Origin of the sequence: Acinetobacter sp. YH12226, assembly GCF_013417805.1 — a bacterium.
GTDB lineage: Bacteria > Pseudomonadota > Gammaproteobacteria > Pseudomonadales > Moraxellaceae > Acinetobacter.
Genome location: NZ_VPDG01000003.1, coordinates 223,027 through 239,246, shown reverse-complemented (window position 1 = coordinate 239,246; position 16,220 = coordinate 223,027). Strand labels below are relative to the sequence as shown.

Here is a 16,220-nt window from a genome sequence, read left to right as displayed (position 1 = left end):
TTCCTCAAGGATTATTTAGAATACAATTCTACAATCAAGCTTTCGTTGATTTCAGCAGGTAAATCAGAACGATCCGGTGCAGCTTTGAACGTACCTTCTAATTTAGAATGGTCGATTTCCATCCAAGAAGGCATGCCACGTTGAGTAGCTAATTCAATTGCGTTTTTGATACGTAATTGTTGCTTAGCGCCTTCGTGAACTGCGATCACATCACCCGCTTTAACTTGGATAGACGCAATGTTAACACGACGGCCATTCAAAGTGATGCTACGGTGAGATACTAACTGACGAGCTTCTGCGCGAGTAGAACCGAAACCCATACGATAAACAACGTTATCAAGACGGCTTTCAAGTAGCTTCAACAGGTTTTCACCAGTTGCGCCTTTAACACGAGCAGCTTCTTTATAGTAGTTACTAAATTGACGCTCTAAAACACCGTACATGCGACGTACTTTTTGTTTTTCACGTAATTGTAGTGAGTACTCAGATTGTTTACCACCACGAGCCCCGCCGTGTTGGCCAGGAACTTTCGCATGTTTTTTTGTCTTAACATCAAACGGTTTAACGCCTGATTTAAGTTGCAGGTCTGTCCCTTCGCGACGAGAGAGTTTGCATTTTGGACCAATATAACGAGCCATGAATGTTTCTCCTTACACGCGACGTTTTTTAGGTGGACGGCAACCGTTGTGCGGGATTGGCGTCACATCGGTAATGCTGTTAATTTTATAACCCACTGCACCTAAAGCACGAACCGCAGATTCACGACCAGGACCAGGACCTTTTACAAGGACGTCCAAGTTTTTCAAACCGTAGTCTAAAGCAGCTTTACCAGCAACTTCAGCAGCTACCTGAGCAGCGAACGGAGTTGATTTACGTGATCCACGGAAGCCTTGTCCACCTGAAGTGGCCCAAGCCAGTGCATTACCTTGACGATCGGTAATAGTCACAATGGTGTTATTAAAAGAAGCGTGAATGTGTGCGACACCTTCAGAGACGGTACGAGTGACCTTCTTGCGTGCGCGAGTATCTTTAGCCATCTTTTAGCTTCCAGAAATCTTATTTCTTAATAGGTTTGCGCGGACCTTTACGGGTACGAGCGTTAGTTTTGGTGCGTTGACCGCGGACAGGCAAGCTGCGACGATGACGAAGACCGCGGTAGCAGCCTAAATCCATTAAACGTTTAATGTTCATGGAAATTTCGCGACGTAAATCACCTTCGGTCGGAACCTTAGCAACTTCTGCACGAATCGCATCAAGCTGAGCGTCATCTAATTCACGGATCTTAGTCGTTGGAGCAATACCAGCAGCAGCTAAGATAGCTTTTGAAGTATGGCGACCAATACCAAAGATATACGTTAGAGAGATAACAGCGTGCTTGTTATCCGGAATGTTTACACCGGCAATACGAGCCATTCAATTTTCTCCAAAAAGGCAGTAGATAATCAACCGCCCCACAAAAATCTTGAGGGGCGGATAATAACCTAATTCGCCTACAGAAATCAACAGGTCTTAATCAGATTAACCTTGACGCTGCTTATGACGAGGTTCTGCGCTACAAATTACGCGGATAACCCCATTACGACGGATAACTTTACAGCTACCACAAATTTTCTTAACAGAAGCTTGTACTTTCATGATGAAACCTCAAGTGCGCTTATCCCTTAGGATGAGCAGTCGTTTTTCTCATTAACGTTTGATTATCGTATTGGTGCGAAGTGAGGTGTGATTGCAGCTGAGCCATAAAGTCCATCACTACTACCACAACAATCAGCAAAGAGGTACCACCCAAATAGAATGGAATACCAAATGAACTTTGCAATACCATCGGCATCAAACAAATGACTGCGATGTAAATCGCGCCAATAAAAGTCAAACGATTGAGAATATGATCTAAGTAACGAGCAGTTTGCTCACCTGGACGTATACCAGGCACGTAAGCTCCGCTGCGTTTCAAGTTCTCTGACACTTCTTTAGGACTAAATACCAGTGCTGTATAGAAGTAACAGAAAAAGATAATTAACGCACCAAAGAGCACCAAATACAACGGCTGACCAGGCGACAATACCAATGCTACATCTTGCAGGCTACGCTTAATAAATCCAGCATTTGGATCTGCACTACCCACCCACTGACCTAAGCTCGCAGGGAACAAAAGTAATGAGCTGGCAAAAATTGCCGGAATCACACCCGCCATATTAATTTTTAATGGCAAATGTGTCTGCTGTGCAGTAAATACACGACGACCTTGTTGTTTTTGAGCGTAGTTTACCGGAATACGACGCTGCGCTTTCTCAATAAACACGATCGCTGCCAAAACACCCAGAGATAACAAACCAAAAATTACCAAGCCAATCAGGCTGGTCTGGCCATTATCTACAGAGGAGAAAGATTGCATAATCAGATTAGGCAATCCGGCAACAATACCCGCGAAGATGATCATGGAAATACCATTTCCCACCCCACGCTCGGTAATCTGTTCACCCAACCACATCAAGAACATGGTCCCCGCAACCAGTGAGGTTACTGCAGGAACATAAAAAGCCAAACCAGTATTCAGGGTAATACCCTGACTGATCAGGCCTGCACACATACCTATCGCCTGTACCAGCGCTAAGAATAATGTACCTTGTCGTGTGTATTGATTAATTTTACGTTTGCCTTGCTCGCCTTCTTTCTTTAAAGCTTCCAGCGAAGGAACCACAGTTGACATCAACTGCACGATAATCGACGCAGAGATGTATGGCATGATCCCGAGAGCAAGAATAGACATTCGTTCTAATGCACCACCAGAAAACATGTTAAACAAACCAAGGATGGTACCTTGGTTTGCATTAAACAAGTTTTCTAACGCAGCATTATTGATGCCTGGTACTGGAATATGCGCTCCTAGTCGAAACACCAACAACGCACCAATGAGAAACATCATTCGACGAATAATTTCACGGTATTTCACATGAAATGGTTGGCCTTTCATCATGTTGACATGACCTGAAGAACTAGGAGTCATAGACACTGGGGATTACTCCTCGACTTTGCCGCCAGCAGCTTCAACAGCAGCTTTAGCGCCTTTAGTCAATGCAACACCTTGAACAGTGAATGCACGAGTAATTTCACCAGAAAGTACGATACGAGCACGGATCATGTCTTTACGTACAACGTTCGCAGCTTTTAAAGTTTCAAGAGACACGATGTCGCCTTCAACTTTAGCAAGCTCAGATAAACGTACTTCAGCAGTTTTCAAAGCCAATTGGCTAGTGAAGCCGAATTTAGGCAAACGACGGTAAAGTGCTGTTTGACCGCCTTCGAAACCTGGACGAGTACCACCGCTCTTACGTGAGTTTTGACCTTTGACACCACGGCCACCGGTCTTACCAACGCCAGAACCGATACCACGGCCTAAACGAAGGTTATCACGTTTAGCACCTTCTGCAGGTGCAATTGTATTTAAACGCAGAGTCATGGCTTATTCCTCTACACTAACCATATAGTAGACTTGGTTGATCATACCACGGTTAGAAGGTGTGTCTAACACTTCTACAGTATGACCAATACGACGCAGACCTAAACCTTGCAGGCTAAGCTTGTGATTTTTCAAGCGGTGCGATGCAGATTTAGTCTGGGTAACTTTAATCGTTTTCATGATTGATTACCCTTGAATTTGTTCTACTGAAAGACCACGTTTCGCAGCAACCTTTTCAGGAGTAGTCATATCACGCAAACCATTGAAAGTTGCGTTTACTACGTTAGCAGCGTTAGTAGAACCACGGCATTTAGTCAACACGTTACGTACGCCTACAGCTTCTAGAACTGCACGCATAGCGCCACCAGCAATTACACCTGTACCTTCAGAGGCAGGCTGCATGAATACGCGGCTAGCGCCGTGACGTGCATGAATTGGGTGCTGTAACGTACCATCAACAAGGTCAACAGTAATCATATTGCGACGAGCAGCTTCAAGTGCTTTAGAGATAGCAGCTGGAACTTCACGTGCTTTACCACGACCAAAACCTACGCGACCATTACCATCACCCACAACAGTTAATGCTGTGAAAGAGAAGATACGACCACCCTTAACAACTTTGGCTACACGATCAACGGCAACCAGCTTTTCAACAAGACCTTCGTTTTGTTCAACTTTAGCCATGATTAGAACTCCAAGCCGTTTTCACGAGCAGCATCAGCCAAGGCTTTGATACGACCATGATATTTAAAACCAGAACGGTCAAATGCAACTTTAGTAACACCAGCTGCTTTAGCGCGTTCTGCGATTAAAGCACCTACTTTTTGAGCTGCTTCAACGTTACCAGTTGTACCCGCACGTAGAGTAGTGTCTAAAGTAGAAGCTTGCGCTAATACTTTGCCACCATCTGCAGAGATAACTTGAGCATAGATGTGACGCGGAGTGCGGTTTACACACAAACGAGTCGCACCCAATGCACGGATGTGCAAGCGTGTGCTTTTCGCACGACGCAAACGGGATTGTTTCTTTTCGTTCATAAGAACCTCGCGCCTTATTTCTTCTTAGCTTCTTTACGAAGTACAACTTCGTCAGAATAACGAACACCTTTGCCTTTATATGGCTCTGGTGGACGGTAACCACGGATATCTGCAGCAACCTGTCCTAAAGCTGCTTTATCAGCAGATTTAAGAATGATTTCAGTTGCAGTTGGAGTTTCAGCAGTTACACCTGCAGGAAGTGCATAATCGATCGGATGAGAGAAACCAAGGTTAAGATGAACAACGTCACCTTTAACCGCAGCTTTATAACCAACACCGATAAGCTGTAACTTACGTTCGAAACCTTCGCTAACACCTTTTACAAGGTTGTTAAGCACAGCGCGAGCAGTACCAGCTTGCATCCAAGCGTCTTTCGACTCTTGTACTGGAGCAATAGCTAGAATACCGTCTTCCTGTTTAAGCTCGACCAGCGCATGCAGGTTGAAAGACAATGTACCTTTAGTGCCTTTCACTTCGACCTGCCGGCCGTTCTGAGTAACTGTTACACCGTTAGGTACAGTTACTGGGGCTTTAGCCACACGAGACATGAGGAATCACCTATTAAGAAACAAAAGCAATAACTTCACCACCAACGCCTGCAGCACGTGCAGCGCGATCAGTCATGATGCCTTTGCTTGTAGAAACAATTGCAATACCTAAACCTTGCTTAACGCTAGGAAGTGCATCTTTACCGCGATACTGACGTAGACCTGGACGGCTTACGCGCTTCACAGTTTCGATAACTGGTTTGCCTTCGAAATACTTTAAAGTCAAAGTAAGAGTTGGTTTGCCTTCAGCATCCGCAACTTCTACGTTTGAAATATAACCTTCTTGTTGAAGTAAGTTAGCAATTGCTACCTTCAACTTAGAATTAGGCATAGAAACAGTTTGTTTCTTTGCCATTTGTGCGTTACGAACACGTGTTAGCATGTCGGCAACGGTATCTTGCATACTCATCTATAGTGCTCCTTACCAGCTTGCCTTAACAACGCCAGGTACATCACCTTGCATTACTGTTTCACGTAATTTGTTACGGCTTAAACCGAACTTACGGAAGTAACCATGAGGACGACCAGTTAAACCACAACGGTTACGTAGACGTACTGGAGATGCATTACGTGGTAATGCTTGTAATTTCATCATCGCTTCGAAACGTTCTTCGTCTGATGCATTTACGTTTGCAATAACAGCTTTTAATTCAGCACGTTTTGCAGCGTATTTAGCAACAGTAGCTTCGCGTTTCAATTCGCGATTAATCATACCTTTCTTAGCCATATCGACCTCTTATTTGAACGGGAAGCCGAATGCACGCATAAGCGCACGGCCTTCGTCATCGGTGCGAGCAGTCGTAGTAATGGTAATATCCATACCACGAATACGATCAATCTTGTCAAAATCGATTTCAGGGAACATGATTTGTTCCTTAAGACCCATTGAGTAGTTACCACGACCGTCGAATGATTTCGCAGAGAAACCACGGAAGTCACGGATACGAGGGATCGCAATCGAGATCAAACGGTCCAAGAATTCGTACATACGTTCGCCGCGTAAAGTAACTTTACAACCGATCGGCCAACCATCACGGATTTTAAAACCAGCGATTGATTTACGAGCTAACGTAAGTACTGGTTTTTGACCAGCGATAGCTTGCATATCTGAAAGAGCACCATCAAGGAGTTTTTTGTCAGCAGCAGCTGCGCCAACACCCATGTTGATCGTGATTTTAGTGATGCGAGGAATCTCCATCACATTCTTAACGCCCAATACTTCTTGTAATTGAGCTTTAAGTTCGTCGTTGTAACGTGTTTTAAGTCTGGCCATGGCCTATATCAACCTATTACTTCGCTACCGCCACTGATTCACCATTTGATTTGAATACGCGAGTTTTCACGCCATCAATCACTTGGTAACCAACACGGTCAGCCTTTTGGGTTGTAGCATTAAAAACTGCCACGTTTGAAATATGAAGCGAAGCTTCCTGAGTTACAACGCTACCTTCAGCGCCTGTAGCACGGTTTGGCTTCTGATGCTTCTTCACCAAGTTAAGGCCTTCAACCTTAACACGGTCATTAGAAACAGACAGAACAGTACCCTGTTTGCCTTTTTCTTTACCTGCGATCACAATTACTTGATCGCCTTTTTTAATCTTAGCCATGATCGCCTCTTATAGAACTTCAGGAGCCAATGAAATAATTTTCATGAACTGTTCAGTACGAAGTTCACGAGTCACTGGTCCGAAAATACGAGTTGCAATCGGCGCTTTGTTGTTGTTCAAAATAACAGCAGCGTTATCGTCGAAACGAATCACTGAACCGTCTGCACGACGGATACCGAATTTTGTACGAACCACAACCGCATTCATCACGTCACCTTTTTTAACACGTGCGCGTGGAATTGCTTCTTTTACAGTAACTTTAATAATGTCGCCAACAGAAGCATAACGACGATGCGAGCCACCAAGTACTTTAATACATTGTACGCGGCGTGCACCACTGTTGTCTGCTACGTCGAGCATAGTTTCGGTCTGAATCATTGCCCTACTCCAAAACCGAGCAACACCGGTCGAAATTTCGAAAGGCTCAAAGAGTACTCGAAATTGACCGATGATGCAACAAGAACGTTAATTACTCAGCAGCTGCTTCAACAACTTCAACTAGAGTCCAAGACTTAGTTTTAGAAATTGGGCGGCTTTCTTTAATGGTTACAACATCACCAGCTTTCGCTGTGTTGTTCTCATCATGAGCATGTAATTTTGTTGAACGGCGGATTAATTTGCCATACAACGGGTGTTGAACTTGGCGTTCAATAAGAACAACGATAGATTTATCCATCTTGTCGCTTACAACTTTGCCAGTTAACGTGCGGACTGTTTTATCACTCATTGTCCGTTCCCCTGTTTTTCGGTAAGGAGGGTCTTAATACGAGCAATAGTCTGACGAGTAAGTGCAACTTCATGCGATTTACCCAATTGACCAGTTGCTTTCGCCATACGAAGACGGAATTGGTTAAGCTGTTGCTCATCAAGCAAAGCTGTCAACTCTTCTACCGACTTTTCACGTAGATCTTTAGTTTTCATTACATTACCGTCCGAGTCACGATAGCGGTTTTAAACGGAAGTTTAGCTGCTGCAAGCGTAAACGCTTCGCGAGCCAATTCTTCGTTAACACCATCAATTTCGTACAAGACTTTACCTGGTTTGATTTGGCAAACCCAATATTCCACAGAACCTTTACCTTTACCCATACGCACTTCAAGAGGCTTAGAAGTAATCGGTTTGTCCGGGAATACACGGATAAAGATCTTACCACCACGCTTAATACGACGGCTAATTGTACGACGCGCTGCTTCAATTTGACGCGCAGTCATTTGACCACGTTCAACTGATTTAAGTGCAATAGTACCGAAAGATACTGTGCTACCGCGGTGTGCTAGACCAGTGTTACGGCCTTTCTGCACTTTACGGAATTTAGTACGCTTAGGTTGCAACATGGATTATTCTCCTTTTTCAGCAGAACGATCATTGCGACGACCACGACGCTCTTGACCTTCACCACGACCACGACCGCGTTTAGCTGGACGTTCTTCAGCTGGAGCTGGGTTCATGACTTGTTTCATGCCGCCCAAGATCTCACCACGGAAGATCCAAACTTTAACACCGATCGTACCGTAAGTAGTCTCAGCACGCATAGTCGCATAGTCGATATCTGCACGAAGCGTATGTAGAGGTACACGACCTTCACGATACCACTCAGTACGAGCAATCTCAGCACCACCTAAACGGCCTGAAACTTCTACTTTGATACCTTTAGCACCAGCACGCATTGTGTTTTGTACCGCACGCTTCATAGCACGACGGAACATTACACGTTTTTCTAATTGAGAAGCGATAGCTTCAGCAACTAGACGCGCGTCTAAGTCTGGACGATCAATTTCATTAATACTTACTTGCGCAGGAACACCCATAATAGATGTTAATTCGCGTTGTAGTTTCTCAATATCTTCGCCTTTTTTACCGATTACGATACCTGGACGAGCAGTGCTAATAGTTACTTTAGCAGCGCCCGTAGGGCGTTCGATAAGAATGTTGCTGATCATCGCGTTTTTAAGTTTTTTGATCAAAAACTCACGAACTTGAAGATCTTTAAGCAAGTATTCAGCGTATTGTTTCGGATTCGCATACCAGTTAGCGTTATGACGTTTCACAACACCTAGGCGGATACCGATTGGATGAACCTTCTGACCCATATCAAACCCCTACCTTAACGGTGATGTGACAAGTACGCTTAGTAATACGATCTGCACGGCCTTTAGCACGTGGCATAATACGTTTCAGGCTCATGCCTTCATCAACGTAGATCGTAGAAACTTTAAGGTCGTCTACATCTAAACTGTTATTGTGTTCAGCGTTTGCAATCGCAGATTCCAACGCTTTCTTAACTAGAACTGCAGCTTTTTTGTTGCTGAAGTTAAGGATGTTAAGAGCGTGCGCAACAGATTTGCCGCGGATAAGATCTGCAACCAAACGAGCTTTTTGTGCCGAGATAGCGGCACCGCGTAATTTAGCAGTTACTTCCATCATAGCACCCATTAACGTTTAGATTTCTTGTCAACACCGTGACCGCGATAGGTACGAGTTGGTGCAAATTCACCAAGCTTGTGACCAACCATGTGCTCAGAAACGATCACAGGAACGTGGTTACGGCCATTGTGTACAGAAATTGTTAAACCAACAAAATCCGGGAGGATCATCGAACGACGCGACCAAGTTTTGATCGGCTTACGGTTATTAGCCGCGATAGCCGCTTCAACCTTAGCGAACAAGTGCGCATCGACGAATGGGCCTTTTTTCAGAGAACGAGGCATTGTCAGATTCCTTTACTTGTTACTTAACGCGACGGTCGCGAATAATCATCTTAGTCGTACGCTTATTGGTACGTGTCTTGTACCCTTTAGCTTTTTGACCCCATGGGCTTACAGGTTGAATACCTTTGTTACGCCCTTCACCACCACCATGTGGATGGTCAACTGGGTTCATCGCCATACCACGAACGGTAGGACGAACACCACGCCAGCGTGATGCACCAGCTTTACCTAGTGAACGAAGGTTGCTTTCTGAGTTAGATACTTCACCTAACACAGCACGGCATTCAACGTGAATTTTACGCATCTCGCCTGAACGCAGACGAACGATAGCGTAAGAACCGTCACGACCCAACAGCTGAACTGAAGTACCAGCTGAACGAGCTAACTGCGCGCCTTTACCGATTTTAAGTTCGATGTTGTGAAGAGTAGAACCGATAGGCATGTTGCGAAGCGGCAAGCAGTTACCTGGACGAATTGGAGCATCGTTACCAGACTGTACTTTATCGCCAGCACGAAGGCCTTTAGGAGCGATGATATAACGACGCTCACCGTCAGCATACAATACAAGTGCAATGTGTGCAGTACGGTTAGGATCGTATTCGATACGCTCTACAGTTGCAGGAATACCATCTTTATTACGTTTAAAGTCAACTAGACGGTAGTGTTGCTTGTGACCGCCACCAACGTGACGAGTCGTGATGTGACCGTTGTTATTACGGCCGCCAGTACGTTTTTTAGCTTCAACCAACGGAGAGTATGGTGCGCCTTTGTGAAGGTGATCGTGAACCACTTTCTCTACAAAGCGACGTCCTGGAGACGTTGGCTTACATTTTTGAATAGGCATAATTCTCGTCCTTATTCCGCTGTGCTTTCAGCGGTATCGCCCAAGTCAGCCATTTCAACATCTTGGCCAGCTTTCAGGGTGACGTATGCTTTTTTAACATCAGAACGACGTCCTAATGTTTTACCAAAGCGTTTAGACTTACCTTTAGTGATAGTCGTGTTAACTTTAACAACTTCCACACCAAAGAGTTGTTCCACTGCTTTTTTGATTTCAAGCTTGTTTGCATTTAATGCAACTTTAAACACTTGAACACCAGCAGTTTCACCTAAAACTTGTGCTTTTTCTGAGAATACAGGTCCTTGCAGGACTTGATAGATACGTTCGTTGTTCATCCGAGTTCTACCTCAATTTTCTTAGCAGCAGCTACAGACATAACAACTTTGTCGAACGCAATCAAGCTAACCGGATCGATTGCAGCAGCATCAACCACATCAACGTGTGGAATGTTGCGCGCAGCAAGATACAGGTTCTCATCAACAGCATCAGTAACGATCAATGCGCGAGTCGCATTCAAGTCGTTAAGTTTTGCAAGCAATTCTTTAGTTTTTGGAGCTGCAACAGCAAACTCTTCAACTAAAACTAGGCGATCTTGACGAACAAGTTCAGCTAGGATGCATTGCATAGCACCGCGGTACATTTTACGGTTTACTTTTTGAGACCAGTCTTGTGGACGAGCAGCAAAAGTTTTACCACCGCCAACCCAGATTGGGCTACGAATAGAACCAGCACGAGCGCGGCCAGTACCTTTTTGACGGAATGGCTTGCGACCACCGCCAGAAACGTCTGCACGTGATTTCTGAGCTTTTGAACCTTGACGGCCACCAGCTAAATAAGCTGTAACCACTTGGTGAACAAGAGCTTCATTAAATTCACGACCGAACGCAACTTCTGATAATTCAACAGCAGAGCCGGAAACAGTATTTAAATTCACGTTATTTCCCCTCAGGCCTTGATCGTAGGACGAACGATTACGTCGCCACCAGTAGCACCAGGAACCGCGCCTTTAACAACCAGAACTGAACGTTCTGTGTCGATAGCAACGATCTCAAGACCCTGTGTAGTTACGCGTTCAGCACCTAAATGGCCAGCCATTTTTTTGCCTTTGAATACGCGACCAGGAGTCTGGTTTTGACCAGTAGAACCTAAAACACGGTGAGAAACTGAGTTACCGTGAGTTGCATCTTGAGTACGGAAGTTCCAACGCTTAACACCACCTTGGAAACCTTTACCTTTAGATTGACCAGTTACGTCAACAACTTGACCAACCTGGAACAATTCAACGGTAAGCGTACCACCAACTTCACGACCTTCAAGATCAGCTTCTGTAGCACGGAATTCTTGAACTAGACGACCAGCTGCAACACCCGCTTTCGCGAAGTGGCCTTTCTGAGCGTTAGTTACGCGAGATTCGCGACGTTCACCAGTAGTGATTTGAATCGCTTGATAACCATCAGTTTCAAGCGTTTTGATTTGAGTGATGCGGTTAGGATCAACCTCAATCACTGTAACAGGCACAGAAACACCAGCATCTGTAAAGATACGTGTCATACCGCACTTGCGACCGACTAAACCAATAGCCATGTGCATAAACCTCTAAAAAAGCGGCCTAATTAACTTAGAGTGTTAATTAACCCGAAAGCCTTAACCCAATGCGATCTGAACATCAACACCAGCTGCAAGATCTAACTTCATCAATGCATCTACAGTTTTGTCTGTAGGTTGAACGATGTCGATCAAACGCTTGTAAGTACGGATTTCGTACTGGTCACGCGCGTCTTTGTTTACGTGTGGTGATGTTAAAACGTTAAAACGTTCAATGCGTGTTGGCATTGGAATTGGACCACACACTTGTGCGCCAGTACGTTTTGCGGTTTCTACGATTTCTTGAGCTGATTGATCAATCAGGCGATGATCAAAAGACTTAAGACGGATACGAATTCTCTGGTTAGACATACCAGTAAACTCCAAGCCAAATATATAAAGAATCACTCTTGACGCATCTCACCCCACTTTATATAGGCAAGTGTCAAGAGCAGTGAAATATCACTAAGGTCATGATCGATGCCACGACTGTAACGATAGTTAACTACTTTATTCGCAGTTAACCCCCTTCCTATTGAAGGGTCGCTTATTATAGCCATTGTTTAATGCATAAGCAAATCTCTTTTATGGTTTTATCCAAGTTTTCAATTTATGACTTAAAACAATAGTTTATTGTTTAAATATTAGGCAGTTTTTGCCAAAACATATTCTATAGCACGATTTAATATCTGATTTCCTTCAATAAATTTTTGCTTCGTGGTTTTTTTTAATTCAAATAAATTTTGCACATATTTTCCTGAAAATTGCACAAGCTCTTCTTCATTATTTTCCAAAAACAATGCCAAGGTTGCCGGCGTGATTTCAGGATGAAACTGGAAGCCCAATACATTTCTGCCCAACTGGTACACCTGATTACGACAGGCTTCATTTTCTGCCAGATGGACTGCACCTTTGGGCAATTCAAATGTTTCATTGTGCCATTGCAGAATATTAAACTGCTCCGGCAGGCTAAAACACGTCTCTGGTAGATTCGCCACTCTGTGCACCGTGGTCCACCCCAATTCTTGTTCTGGATTGCGACTAACACCTGCACCCAAAGCATTTGCAATCAACTGTCCACCCAGACACAGGCCAATTGCCGGTTTGCCATGCGAAAGATAGCGACGCAACCAGCGTTTTTCTATTTTTAACCAAGGGAAATTCGCTTCATCATTCACACTCATGGTTCCCCCCATAATGATCAGCAAATCCACCTCTTCCACTGCAGGCAGCGCCTCGATCTCCAGCGTTCGATCCACGGGTAAAGCAAAAAATTCAGTCGCTGTAATGTGCGCCTGATGCTGCTTTAAAAATTCATAACAACTACCAAAACCTTCACCAGCAATATGCTGAAAATAATGCACTTTTAAATGCGACTTCATGCTCCTCAACCTATTTTTTTAGCTATATAGATTTAGGTTTTGCAAAAATGAAGCCAACTTTTTATAAGACTTGTTGTTTTTAAACAATTCACAACGTAACTGGCAGTGAGTCACAGATTCTCTTAAGCTAGAGTAATATTTGATTACATTTGAGCGCATTCACGTGAAACAAGATTCTCAAACTCGCCTGATTCATGCACCACGAAAGGCTCCTCAATCGATTTCTACCATTCAGCCTCCCCTCTATCGTGCATCGACCATTATCTTTAACAATACCGATGCCCTGTTTAATCGCCATTGGACCGATGACTATGATTATAGTTATGGCACGCATGGCACGCCTACGACCTTTACGCTGGGCGATAACATCGCACAACTCGAAGGTGGTTTATATCACCTGCTCTCACCGAGTGGTTTATCCGCGATTAATCTCGTGAATTCTTGCTTTTTAAGCCAGGGCGATGAGGTTTGGGTGGCTGACAATATCTATGGTCCAAACATGGAGCATTTACGCAATATGGAAAAGCGTTATGGAATTACGGTTAAGGTCTACAATCCCATAGAGCTTGATACATTTCAGCCTACAGATAAAGCCAAACTGATCTGGCTCGAGGCTGCTGGCTCAGTCACCTTGGAATTTCCGGATCTGGCTGGTTTAGTGAAAAAAGCTCAGGCACACAATATTCTTACTGCGCTGGATAATACCTGGGGCGCAGGTCTGGCTTTTGATGCCTTTGATTTTGGCGAAGAGCATTTAAGTGTAGATATGACAGTACATGCATTGACCAAATATCCAAGCGGCGGTGGTGATATCCTGATGGGCTCAGTGGTTACGCGAGATAAGGCCCTGCATCACAAACTGTTCCGCGCACATGCCATTCAGGGCATTAGTGTTTCTGGTGATGATGTGGCACAGGTACAACGCAGTCTGGCTTCTATGCAACTGCGATATCAACATCAATCCAACAGTGCGCTGACCTTACTGGAATGGCTTAAACAGCAAACCGATTTTGTACAGGTGCTGCATCCTGCTGATCCGGATAGCGCAGGCCATCAGTACTGGAAAGAAATTTGCAAGCAAGGTGATAGTGCCGGCCTGGTCAGCGTGATCTTTGACAGCACATACGCCATGCAAGATATCCGAAATTTCTGTGATAGTTTAAAACTGTTTAAGCTAGGCTTTAGTTGGGGTGGCCCTATCAGTCTGGTCATGCTATATAACTTAAAAGACATGCGTCTGCTGGAACATTCACACTTAAAAGACGGCTTGCTGGTTCGTTTCTGTATTGGACTGGAATATCCGGAAGATTTGATTCAAGATATTCAGCATGCACTACAACACATGAAAAGACTTAAAAATGAATAATAAATAACAGGAACAGCTATGAGTACACCAATTGTTATTGCTAAAAAAACCACGGATACCACGCAGGATATTGTGCTGCATTCCCAACTTGCCAATCGACATGGTTTGATTGCAGGTGCCACTGGTACCGGAAAGACTGTGACTTTAAAAGTATTGGCGGAGAGCTTTTCTCGAATTGGTGTACCTGTTTTCCTCGCCGATGCTAAAGGCGATGTTTCCAGCCTGGCCAAAGCAGGTAAAAGCAGCCCCAAGTTTGATGAACGGATTAAAAGTCTCAATATCGAGTCCATTCCTTTTGCAGCCTCACCAGTGGTGTTTTGGGATTTATTTGGCGAACAGGGTCATCCGATTCGCACTACCATTTCTGAAATTGGCCCGCTGCTGCTGGCGCAAATACTGAATCTGAATGACACCCAGGAAGGCGTTTTATCTGCCGTGTTTCGGATTGCCGATGATCAGGGTTTATTGCTGATCGACTTTAAAGATCTGAAAGCGATGCTGAGTTATGTCTCTGAGCATGCGGCTGACTTTAAAGCTGAATATGGCAATCTTTCACCCGCCAGTCTCGGTGCGATTCAACGTAATTTGTTAGCACTGGCTGACCAAGGCGGTGACCAGTTTTTTGGCGAGCCGGCGCTGGATCTGATGGACTTTTTGCAGACGGATAGTCAAGGACGTGGCAATATCAATTTGTTGGCGGCTGACAAGCTGATGAATACGCCTAAGCTATATGCCACGTTCTTACTCTGGATGCTCTCCGAGCTGTTTGAACAGCTTCCAGAAGTCGGCGATCTGGACAAACCCAAACTGGTGTTTTTCTTTGATGAAGCCCATCTCTTGTTTGATAATGCCAGCCCTGCCCTACAGGATAAAATTGAGCAGGTGGTGCGTCTCATTCGCTCGAAAGGTGTGGGGATTTATTTTGTCACGCAAAATCCACTGGACTTACCGGAAAGTGTCTTAGGCCAGCTCGGCAATCGGGTTCAACATGCTTTACGGGCTTTCACTCCCAAAGATCAAAAAGCAGTGAAAACCGCAGCAGAGACCTTCCGAGCCAATCCTGAATTTAAAGTCGATCAAGTGATTACCGAACTTGCTGTCGGTGAAGCCCTAATTAGCTGCCTGGATGAAAAAGGCATTCCGCAAATTGTAGAACGTGGCTGGATCATGCCGCCGCATTCCTCCTTTACACCGATCTCGCTTGAAGAACGCAAGGCTCTCATGCAGCAAAGTATTGTCGCCGGTATTTATGAGCAGCCAGTCGATCGGGACAGTGCCCACGAAATGCTGCAAAATAAGGTGGCAGAACGCCAGCAGCAGGCTCAAGCCGCCGAACTTGCCAAACAACAAAGCAAAGAGCAAGAAGCCCTCGCCAAGCAGCAACTTAAAGAACAGGAACGTCTGGCACGAGAACAGCAAAAAGAAGCTGAACGCGCAGTCAAGCAACGAGAAAAACTGACTCAGGATATTGTCGGCACCTTTGCCAAAAGTGCTGCCCGCAGCCTGGGCGGGAGTACTGGGCAGAAAATTGTGCGCGGCTTACTGGGTTCGCTGTTTGGCCGCAAATAATCCCGCTCCTTTTCCGATCATCATCACACTTTTTATGGGATATTTTCATATCCCATAATTTTTTTACGGTTTTATGACTATGCGCTATTGTAAAGCCATTTTAAAAGATGTAATTTAA

General features: G+C 44.7%; 29 protein-coding genes. 2 read left to right on the top strand and 27 right to left on the bottom strand.

Annotated elements, in window-relative coordinates; translation table 11 throughout:
• Positions 1–11 precede the first annotated feature (11 nt).
• The 27 genes from rpsD to FTV08_RS05470 all read right to left on the bottom strand — a co-directional run bounded on the left by rpsD (position 12) and on the right by FTV08_RS05470 (position 13,167).
• The gene (rpsD, locus tag FTV08_RS05600; protein ID WP_004281490.1) at positions 12–638 is read right to left on the bottom strand and encodes a 30S ribosomal protein S4; all 627 of its coding nucleotides are present in this window, start codon (positions 636–638) and stop codon (positions 12–14) included.
• Positions 639–650: 12 nt separating this feature from the next.
• Positions 651–1,037 (bottom strand): 30S ribosomal protein S11, encoded by a 387-nt coding sequence (gene rpsK, locus FTV08_RS05595; RefSeq protein WP_004281491.1) that lies wholly within the window; start codon positions 1,035–1,037, stop codon positions 651–653.
• A 19-nt stretch (positions 1,038–1,056) separates the two neighbouring features.
• Positions 1,057–1,413: a 30S ribosomal protein S13 gene (gene rpsM, locus FTV08_RS05590; protein WP_004281492.1), complete on the bottom strand. Its 357-nt coding sequence runs from the start codon at positions 1,411–1,413 to the stop codon at positions 1,057–1,059.
• A gap of 105 nt (positions 1,414–1,518) precedes the next feature.
• Positions 1,519–1,635 carry a 50S ribosomal protein L36 gene (gene rpmJ, locus FTV08_RS05585; RefSeq protein ID WP_000867907.1) on the bottom strand — a complete coding sequence of 39 codons (117 nt, stop codon included), beginning with the start codon at positions 1,633–1,635 and terminating at the stop codon, positions 1,519–1,521.
• A 19-nt stretch (positions 1,636–1,654) separates the two neighbouring features.
• Positions 1,655–2,974, bottom strand: coding sequence for a preprotein translocase subunit SecY (gene secY / locus FTV08_RS05580; protein ID WP_171054339.1), 1,320 nt, complete (start codon positions 2,972–2,974; stop codon positions 1,655–1,657).
• Between the two features lie 45 nt (positions 2,975–3,019).
• Positions 3,020–3,460: a 50S ribosomal protein L15 gene (gene rplO, locus FTV08_RS05575; RefSeq protein ID WP_004281494.1), complete on the bottom strand. Its 441-nt coding sequence runs from the start codon at positions 3,458–3,460 to the stop codon at positions 3,020–3,022.
• Positions 3,461–3,463: 3 nt separating this feature from the next.
• Positions 3,464–3,640: a 50S ribosomal protein L30 gene (gene rpmD, locus FTV08_RS05570; protein WP_004281495.1), complete on the bottom strand. Its 177-nt coding sequence runs from the start codon at positions 3,638–3,640 to the stop codon at positions 3,464–3,466.
• Between the two features lie 6 nt (positions 3,641–3,646).
• Positions 3,647–4,144 carry a 30S ribosomal protein S5 gene (gene rpsE / locus FTV08_RS05565; protein ID WP_004281496.1) on the bottom strand — a complete coding sequence of 166 codons (498 nt, stop codon included), beginning with the start codon at positions 4,142–4,144 and terminating at the stop codon, positions 3,647–3,649.
• Between the two features lie 2 nt (positions 4,145–4,146).
• A complete protein-coding gene (rplR, locus tag FTV08_RS05560; RefSeq protein WP_005101200.1) occupies positions 4,147–4,497 on the bottom strand; it encodes a 50S ribosomal protein L18 in 351 nt (116 codons plus the stop codon).
• 14 nt (positions 4,498–4,511) lie between these two features.
• Positions 4,512–5,045 (bottom strand): 50S ribosomal protein L6, encoded by a 534-nt coding sequence (gene rplF / locus FTV08_RS05555; RefSeq protein ID WP_004645059.1) that lies wholly within the window; start codon positions 5,043–5,045, stop codon positions 4,512–4,514.
• 13 nt (positions 5,046–5,058) lie between these two features.
• Complete coding sequence (rpsH, locus tag FTV08_RS05550; protein WP_004281499.1) at positions 5,059–5,454, bottom strand: 30S ribosomal protein S8; 396 nt, start codon at positions 5,452–5,454, stop codon at positions 5,059–5,061.
• Positions 5,455–5,466: 12 nt separating this feature from the next.
• Positions 5,467–5,772: a 30S ribosomal protein S14 gene (rpsN, locus tag FTV08_RS05545; RefSeq protein ID WP_004732275.1), complete on the bottom strand. Its 306-nt coding sequence runs from the start codon at positions 5,770–5,772 to the stop codon at positions 5,467–5,469.
• Positions 5,773–5,781: 9 nt separating this feature from the next.
• Positions 5,782–6,318: a 50S ribosomal protein L5 gene (rplE, locus tag FTV08_RS05540; RefSeq protein WP_004645057.1), complete on the bottom strand. Its 537-nt coding sequence runs from the start codon at positions 6,316–6,318 to the stop codon at positions 5,782–5,784.
• A gap of 16 nt (positions 6,319–6,334) precedes the next feature.
• Positions 6,335–6,652 (bottom strand): 50S ribosomal protein L24, encoded by a 318-nt coding sequence (gene rplX / locus FTV08_RS05535; protein ID WP_004281502.1) that lies wholly within the window; start codon positions 6,650–6,652, stop codon positions 6,335–6,337.
• A 9-nt stretch (positions 6,653–6,661) separates the two neighbouring features.
• Positions 6,662–7,030 carry a 50S ribosomal protein L14 gene (gene rplN, locus FTV08_RS05530; RefSeq protein ID WP_004281503.1) on the bottom strand — a complete coding sequence of 123 codons (369 nt, stop codon included), beginning with the start codon at positions 7,028–7,030 and terminating at the stop codon, positions 6,662–6,664.
• A gap of 91 nt (positions 7,031–7,121) precedes the next feature.
• On the bottom strand, positions 7,122–7,379 hold the full coding sequence (gene rpsQ / locus FTV08_RS05525) for a 30S ribosomal protein S17 (RefSeq protein WP_004281504.1): 258 nt from the start codon (positions 7,377–7,379) through the stop codon (positions 7,122–7,124).
• Positions 7,376–7,573, bottom strand: coding sequence for a 50S ribosomal protein L29 (rpmC, locus tag FTV08_RS05520; protein ID WP_004281505.1), 198 nt, complete (start codon positions 7,571–7,573; stop codon positions 7,376–7,378). Before rpmC ends, rpsQ begins: the two co-directional genes overlap by 4 nt.
• Positions 7,573–7,986, bottom strand: coding sequence for a 50S ribosomal protein L16 (rplP, locus tag FTV08_RS05515; protein WP_004281506.1), 414 nt, complete (start codon positions 7,984–7,986; stop codon positions 7,573–7,575). Before rplP ends, rpmC begins: the two co-directional genes overlap by 1 nt.
• A 3-nt stretch (positions 7,987–7,989) precedes the next feature.
• Complete coding sequence (gene rpsC / locus FTV08_RS05510; RefSeq protein ID WP_004281507.1) at positions 7,990–8,742, bottom strand: 30S ribosomal protein S3; 753 nt, start codon at positions 8,740–8,742, stop codon at positions 7,990–7,992.
• 1 nt (position 8,743) lies between these two features.
• Positions 8,744–9,073: a 50S ribosomal protein L22 gene (gene rplV, locus FTV08_RS05505; RefSeq protein WP_001982638.1), complete on the bottom strand. Its 330-nt coding sequence runs from the start codon at positions 9,071–9,073 to the stop codon at positions 8,744–8,746.
• Between the two features lie 11 nt (positions 9,074–9,084).
• Complete coding sequence (gene rpsS / locus FTV08_RS05500) at positions 9,085–9,360, bottom strand: 30S ribosomal protein S19 (RefSeq protein ID WP_004281508.1); 276 nt, start codon at positions 9,358–9,360, stop codon at positions 9,085–9,087.
• 19 nt (positions 9,361–9,379) lie between these two features.
• Positions 9,380–10,204 carry a 50S ribosomal protein L2 gene (gene rplB, locus FTV08_RS05495; RefSeq protein WP_004281509.1) on the bottom strand — a complete coding sequence of 275 codons (825 nt, stop codon included), beginning with the start codon at positions 10,202–10,204 and terminating at the stop codon, positions 9,380–9,382.
• A gap of 11 nt (positions 10,205–10,215) precedes the next feature.
• Positions 10,216–10,536 (bottom strand): 50S ribosomal protein L23, encoded by a 321-nt coding sequence (rplW, locus tag FTV08_RS05490; RefSeq protein WP_004281510.1) that lies wholly within the window; start codon positions 10,534–10,536, stop codon positions 10,216–10,218.
• Positions 10,533–11,135, bottom strand: a complete 603-nt coding sequence (gene rplD, locus FTV08_RS05485) for a 50S ribosomal protein L4 (protein ID WP_004281511.1) — start codon at positions 11,133–11,135, stop codon at positions 10,533–10,535. The genes rplW and rplD overlap by 4 nt, the downstream gene beginning before the upstream one ends.
• 11 nt (positions 11,136–11,146) lie before the next feature.
• On the bottom strand, positions 11,147–11,785 hold the full coding sequence (rplC, locus tag FTV08_RS05480; protein ID WP_004645054.1) for a 50S ribosomal protein L3: 639 nt from the start codon (positions 11,783–11,785) through the stop codon (positions 11,147–11,149).
• A gap of 60 nt (positions 11,786–11,845) precedes the next feature.
• Positions 11,846–12,157: a 30S ribosomal protein S10 gene (gene rpsJ, locus FTV08_RS05475; protein ID WP_000070912.1), complete on the bottom strand. Its 312-nt coding sequence runs from the start codon at positions 12,155–12,157 to the stop codon at positions 11,846–11,848.
• A 272-nt stretch (positions 12,158–12,429) separates the two neighbouring features.
• On the bottom strand, positions 12,430–13,167 hold the full coding sequence (locus FTV08_RS05470) for a type 1 glutamine amidotransferase (protein ID WP_180086856.1): 738 nt from the start codon (positions 13,165–13,167) through the stop codon (positions 12,430–12,432).
• A gap of 163 nt (positions 13,168–13,330) precedes the next feature.
• Here FTV08_RS05470 and FTV08_RS05465 point away from each other — a divergent pair, with 163 nt between their 5' ends.
• Positions 13,331–14,533 carry a PLP-dependent transferase gene (locus FTV08_RS05465; RefSeq protein ID WP_180086855.1) on the top strand — a complete coding sequence of 401 codons (1,203 nt, stop codon included), beginning with the start codon at positions 13,331–13,333 and terminating at the stop codon, positions 14,531–14,533.
• Between the two features lie 18 nt (positions 14,534–14,551).
• Positions 14,552–16,102 carry a helicase HerA-like domain-containing protein gene (locus FTV08_RS05460; protein ID WP_180086854.1) on the top strand — a complete coding sequence of 517 codons (1,551 nt, stop codon included), beginning with the start codon at positions 14,552–14,554 and terminating at the stop codon, positions 16,100–16,102.
• Positions 16,103–16,220: the final 118 nt, after the last annotated feature.

What these genes read in the sequence shown, in the direction of transcription:
- rpsD (WP_004281490.1), bottom strand. Translation starts at nt 638, where the DNA reads ATGGCTCGTTATATTGGTCCAAAATGCAAACTCTCTCGTCGCGAAGGG.
- rpsK (WP_004281491.1), bottom strand. Translation starts at nt 1,037, where the DNA reads ATGGCTAAAGATACTCGCGCACGCAAGAAGGTCACTCGTACCGTCTCT.
- rpsM (WP_004281492.1), bottom strand. Translation starts at nt 1,413, where the DNA reads ATGGCTCGTATTGCCGGTGTAAACATTCCGGATAACAAGCACGCTGTT.
- rpmJ (WP_000867907.1), bottom strand. Translation starts at nt 1,635, where the DNA reads ATGAAAGTACAAGCTTCTGTTAAGAAAATTTGTGGTAGCTGTAAAGTT.
- secY (WP_171054339.1), bottom strand. Translation starts at nt 2,974, where the DNA reads ATGAAAGGCCAACCATTTCATGTGAAATACCGTGAAATTATTCGTCGA.
- rplO (WP_004281494.1), bottom strand. Translation starts at nt 3,460, where the DNA reads ATGACTCTGCGTTTAAATACAATTGCACCTGCAGAAGGTGCTAAACGT.
- rpmD (WP_004281495.1), bottom strand. Translation starts at nt 3,640, where the DNA reads ATGAAAACGATTAAAGTTACCCAGACTAAATCTGCATCGCACCGCTTG.
- rpsE (WP_004281496.1), bottom strand. Translation starts at nt 4,144, where the DNA reads ATGGCTAAAGTTGAACAAAACGAAGGTCTTGTTGAAAAGCTGGTTGCC.
- rplR (WP_005101200.1), bottom strand. Translation starts at nt 4,497, where the DNA reads ATGAACGAAAAGAAACAATCCCGTTTGCGTCGTGCGAAAAGCACACGC.
- rplF (WP_004645059.1), bottom strand. Translation starts at nt 5,045, where the DNA reads ATGTCTCGTGTGGCTAAAGCCCCAGTAACTGTACCTAACGGTGTAACA.
- rpsH (WP_004281499.1), bottom strand. Translation starts at nt 5,454, where the DNA reads ATGAGTATGCAAGATACCGTTGCCGACATGCTAACACGTGTTCGTAAC.
- rpsN (WP_004732275.1), bottom strand. Translation starts at nt 5,772, where the DNA reads ATGGCTAAGAAAGGTATGATTAATCGCGAATTGAAACGCGAAGCTACT.
- rplE (WP_004645057.1), bottom strand. Translation starts at nt 6,318, where the DNA reads ATGGCCAGACTTAAAACACGTTACAACGACGAACTTAAAGCTCAATTA.
- rplX (WP_004281502.1), bottom strand. Translation starts at nt 6,652, where the DNA reads ATGGCTAAGATTAAAAAAGGCGATCAAGTAATTGTGATCGCAGGTAAA.
- rplN (WP_004281503.1), bottom strand. Translation starts at nt 7,030, where the DNA reads ATGATTCAGACCGAAACTATGCTCGACGTAGCAGACAACAGTGGTGCA.
- rpsQ (WP_004281504.1), bottom strand. Translation starts at nt 7,379, where the DNA reads ATGAGTGATAAAACAGTCCGCACGTTAACTGGCAAAGTTGTAAGCGAC.
- rpmC (WP_004281505.1), bottom strand. Translation starts at nt 7,573, where the DNA reads ATGAAAACTAAAGATCTACGTGAAAAGTCGGTAGAAGAGTTGACAGCT.
- rplP (WP_004281506.1), bottom strand. Translation starts at nt 7,986, where the DNA reads ATGTTGCAACCTAAGCGTACTAAATTCCGTAAAGTGCAGAAAGGCCGT.
- rpsC (WP_004281507.1), bottom strand. Translation starts at nt 8,742, where the DNA reads ATGGGTCAGAAGGTTCATCCAATCGGTATCCGCCTAGGTGTTGTGAAA.
- rplV (WP_001982638.1), bottom strand. Translation starts at nt 9,073, where the DNA reads ATGGAAGTAACTGCTAAATTACGCGGTGCCGCTATCTCGGCACAAAAA.
- rpsS (WP_004281508.1), bottom strand. Translation starts at nt 9,360, where the DNA reads ATGCCTCGTTCTCTGAAAAAAGGCCCATTCGTCGATGCGCACTTGTTC.
- rplB (WP_004281509.1), bottom strand. Translation starts at nt 10,204, where the DNA reads ATGCCTATTCAAAAATGTAAGCCAACGTCTCCAGGACGTCGCTTTGTA.
- rplW (WP_004281510.1), bottom strand. Translation starts at nt 10,536, where the DNA reads ATGAACAACGAACGTATCTATCAAGTCCTGCAAGGACCTGTATTCTCA.
- rplC (WP_004645054.1), bottom strand. Translation starts at nt 11,785, where the DNA reads ATGGCTATTGGTTTAGTCGGTCGCAAGTGCGGTATGACACGTATCTTT.
- rpsJ (WP_000070912.1), bottom strand. Translation starts at nt 12,157, where the DNA reads ATGTCTAACCAGAGAATTCGTATCCGTCTTAAGTCTTTTGATCATCGC.
- FTV08_RS05470 (WP_180086856.1), bottom strand. Translation starts at nt 13,167, where the DNA reads ATGAAGTCGCATTTAAAAGTGCATTATTTTCAGCATATTGCTGGTGAA.
- FTV08_RS05460 (WP_180086854.1), top strand. Translation starts at nt 14,552, where the DNA reads ATGAGTACACCAATTGTTATTGCTAAAAAAACCACGGATACCACGCAG.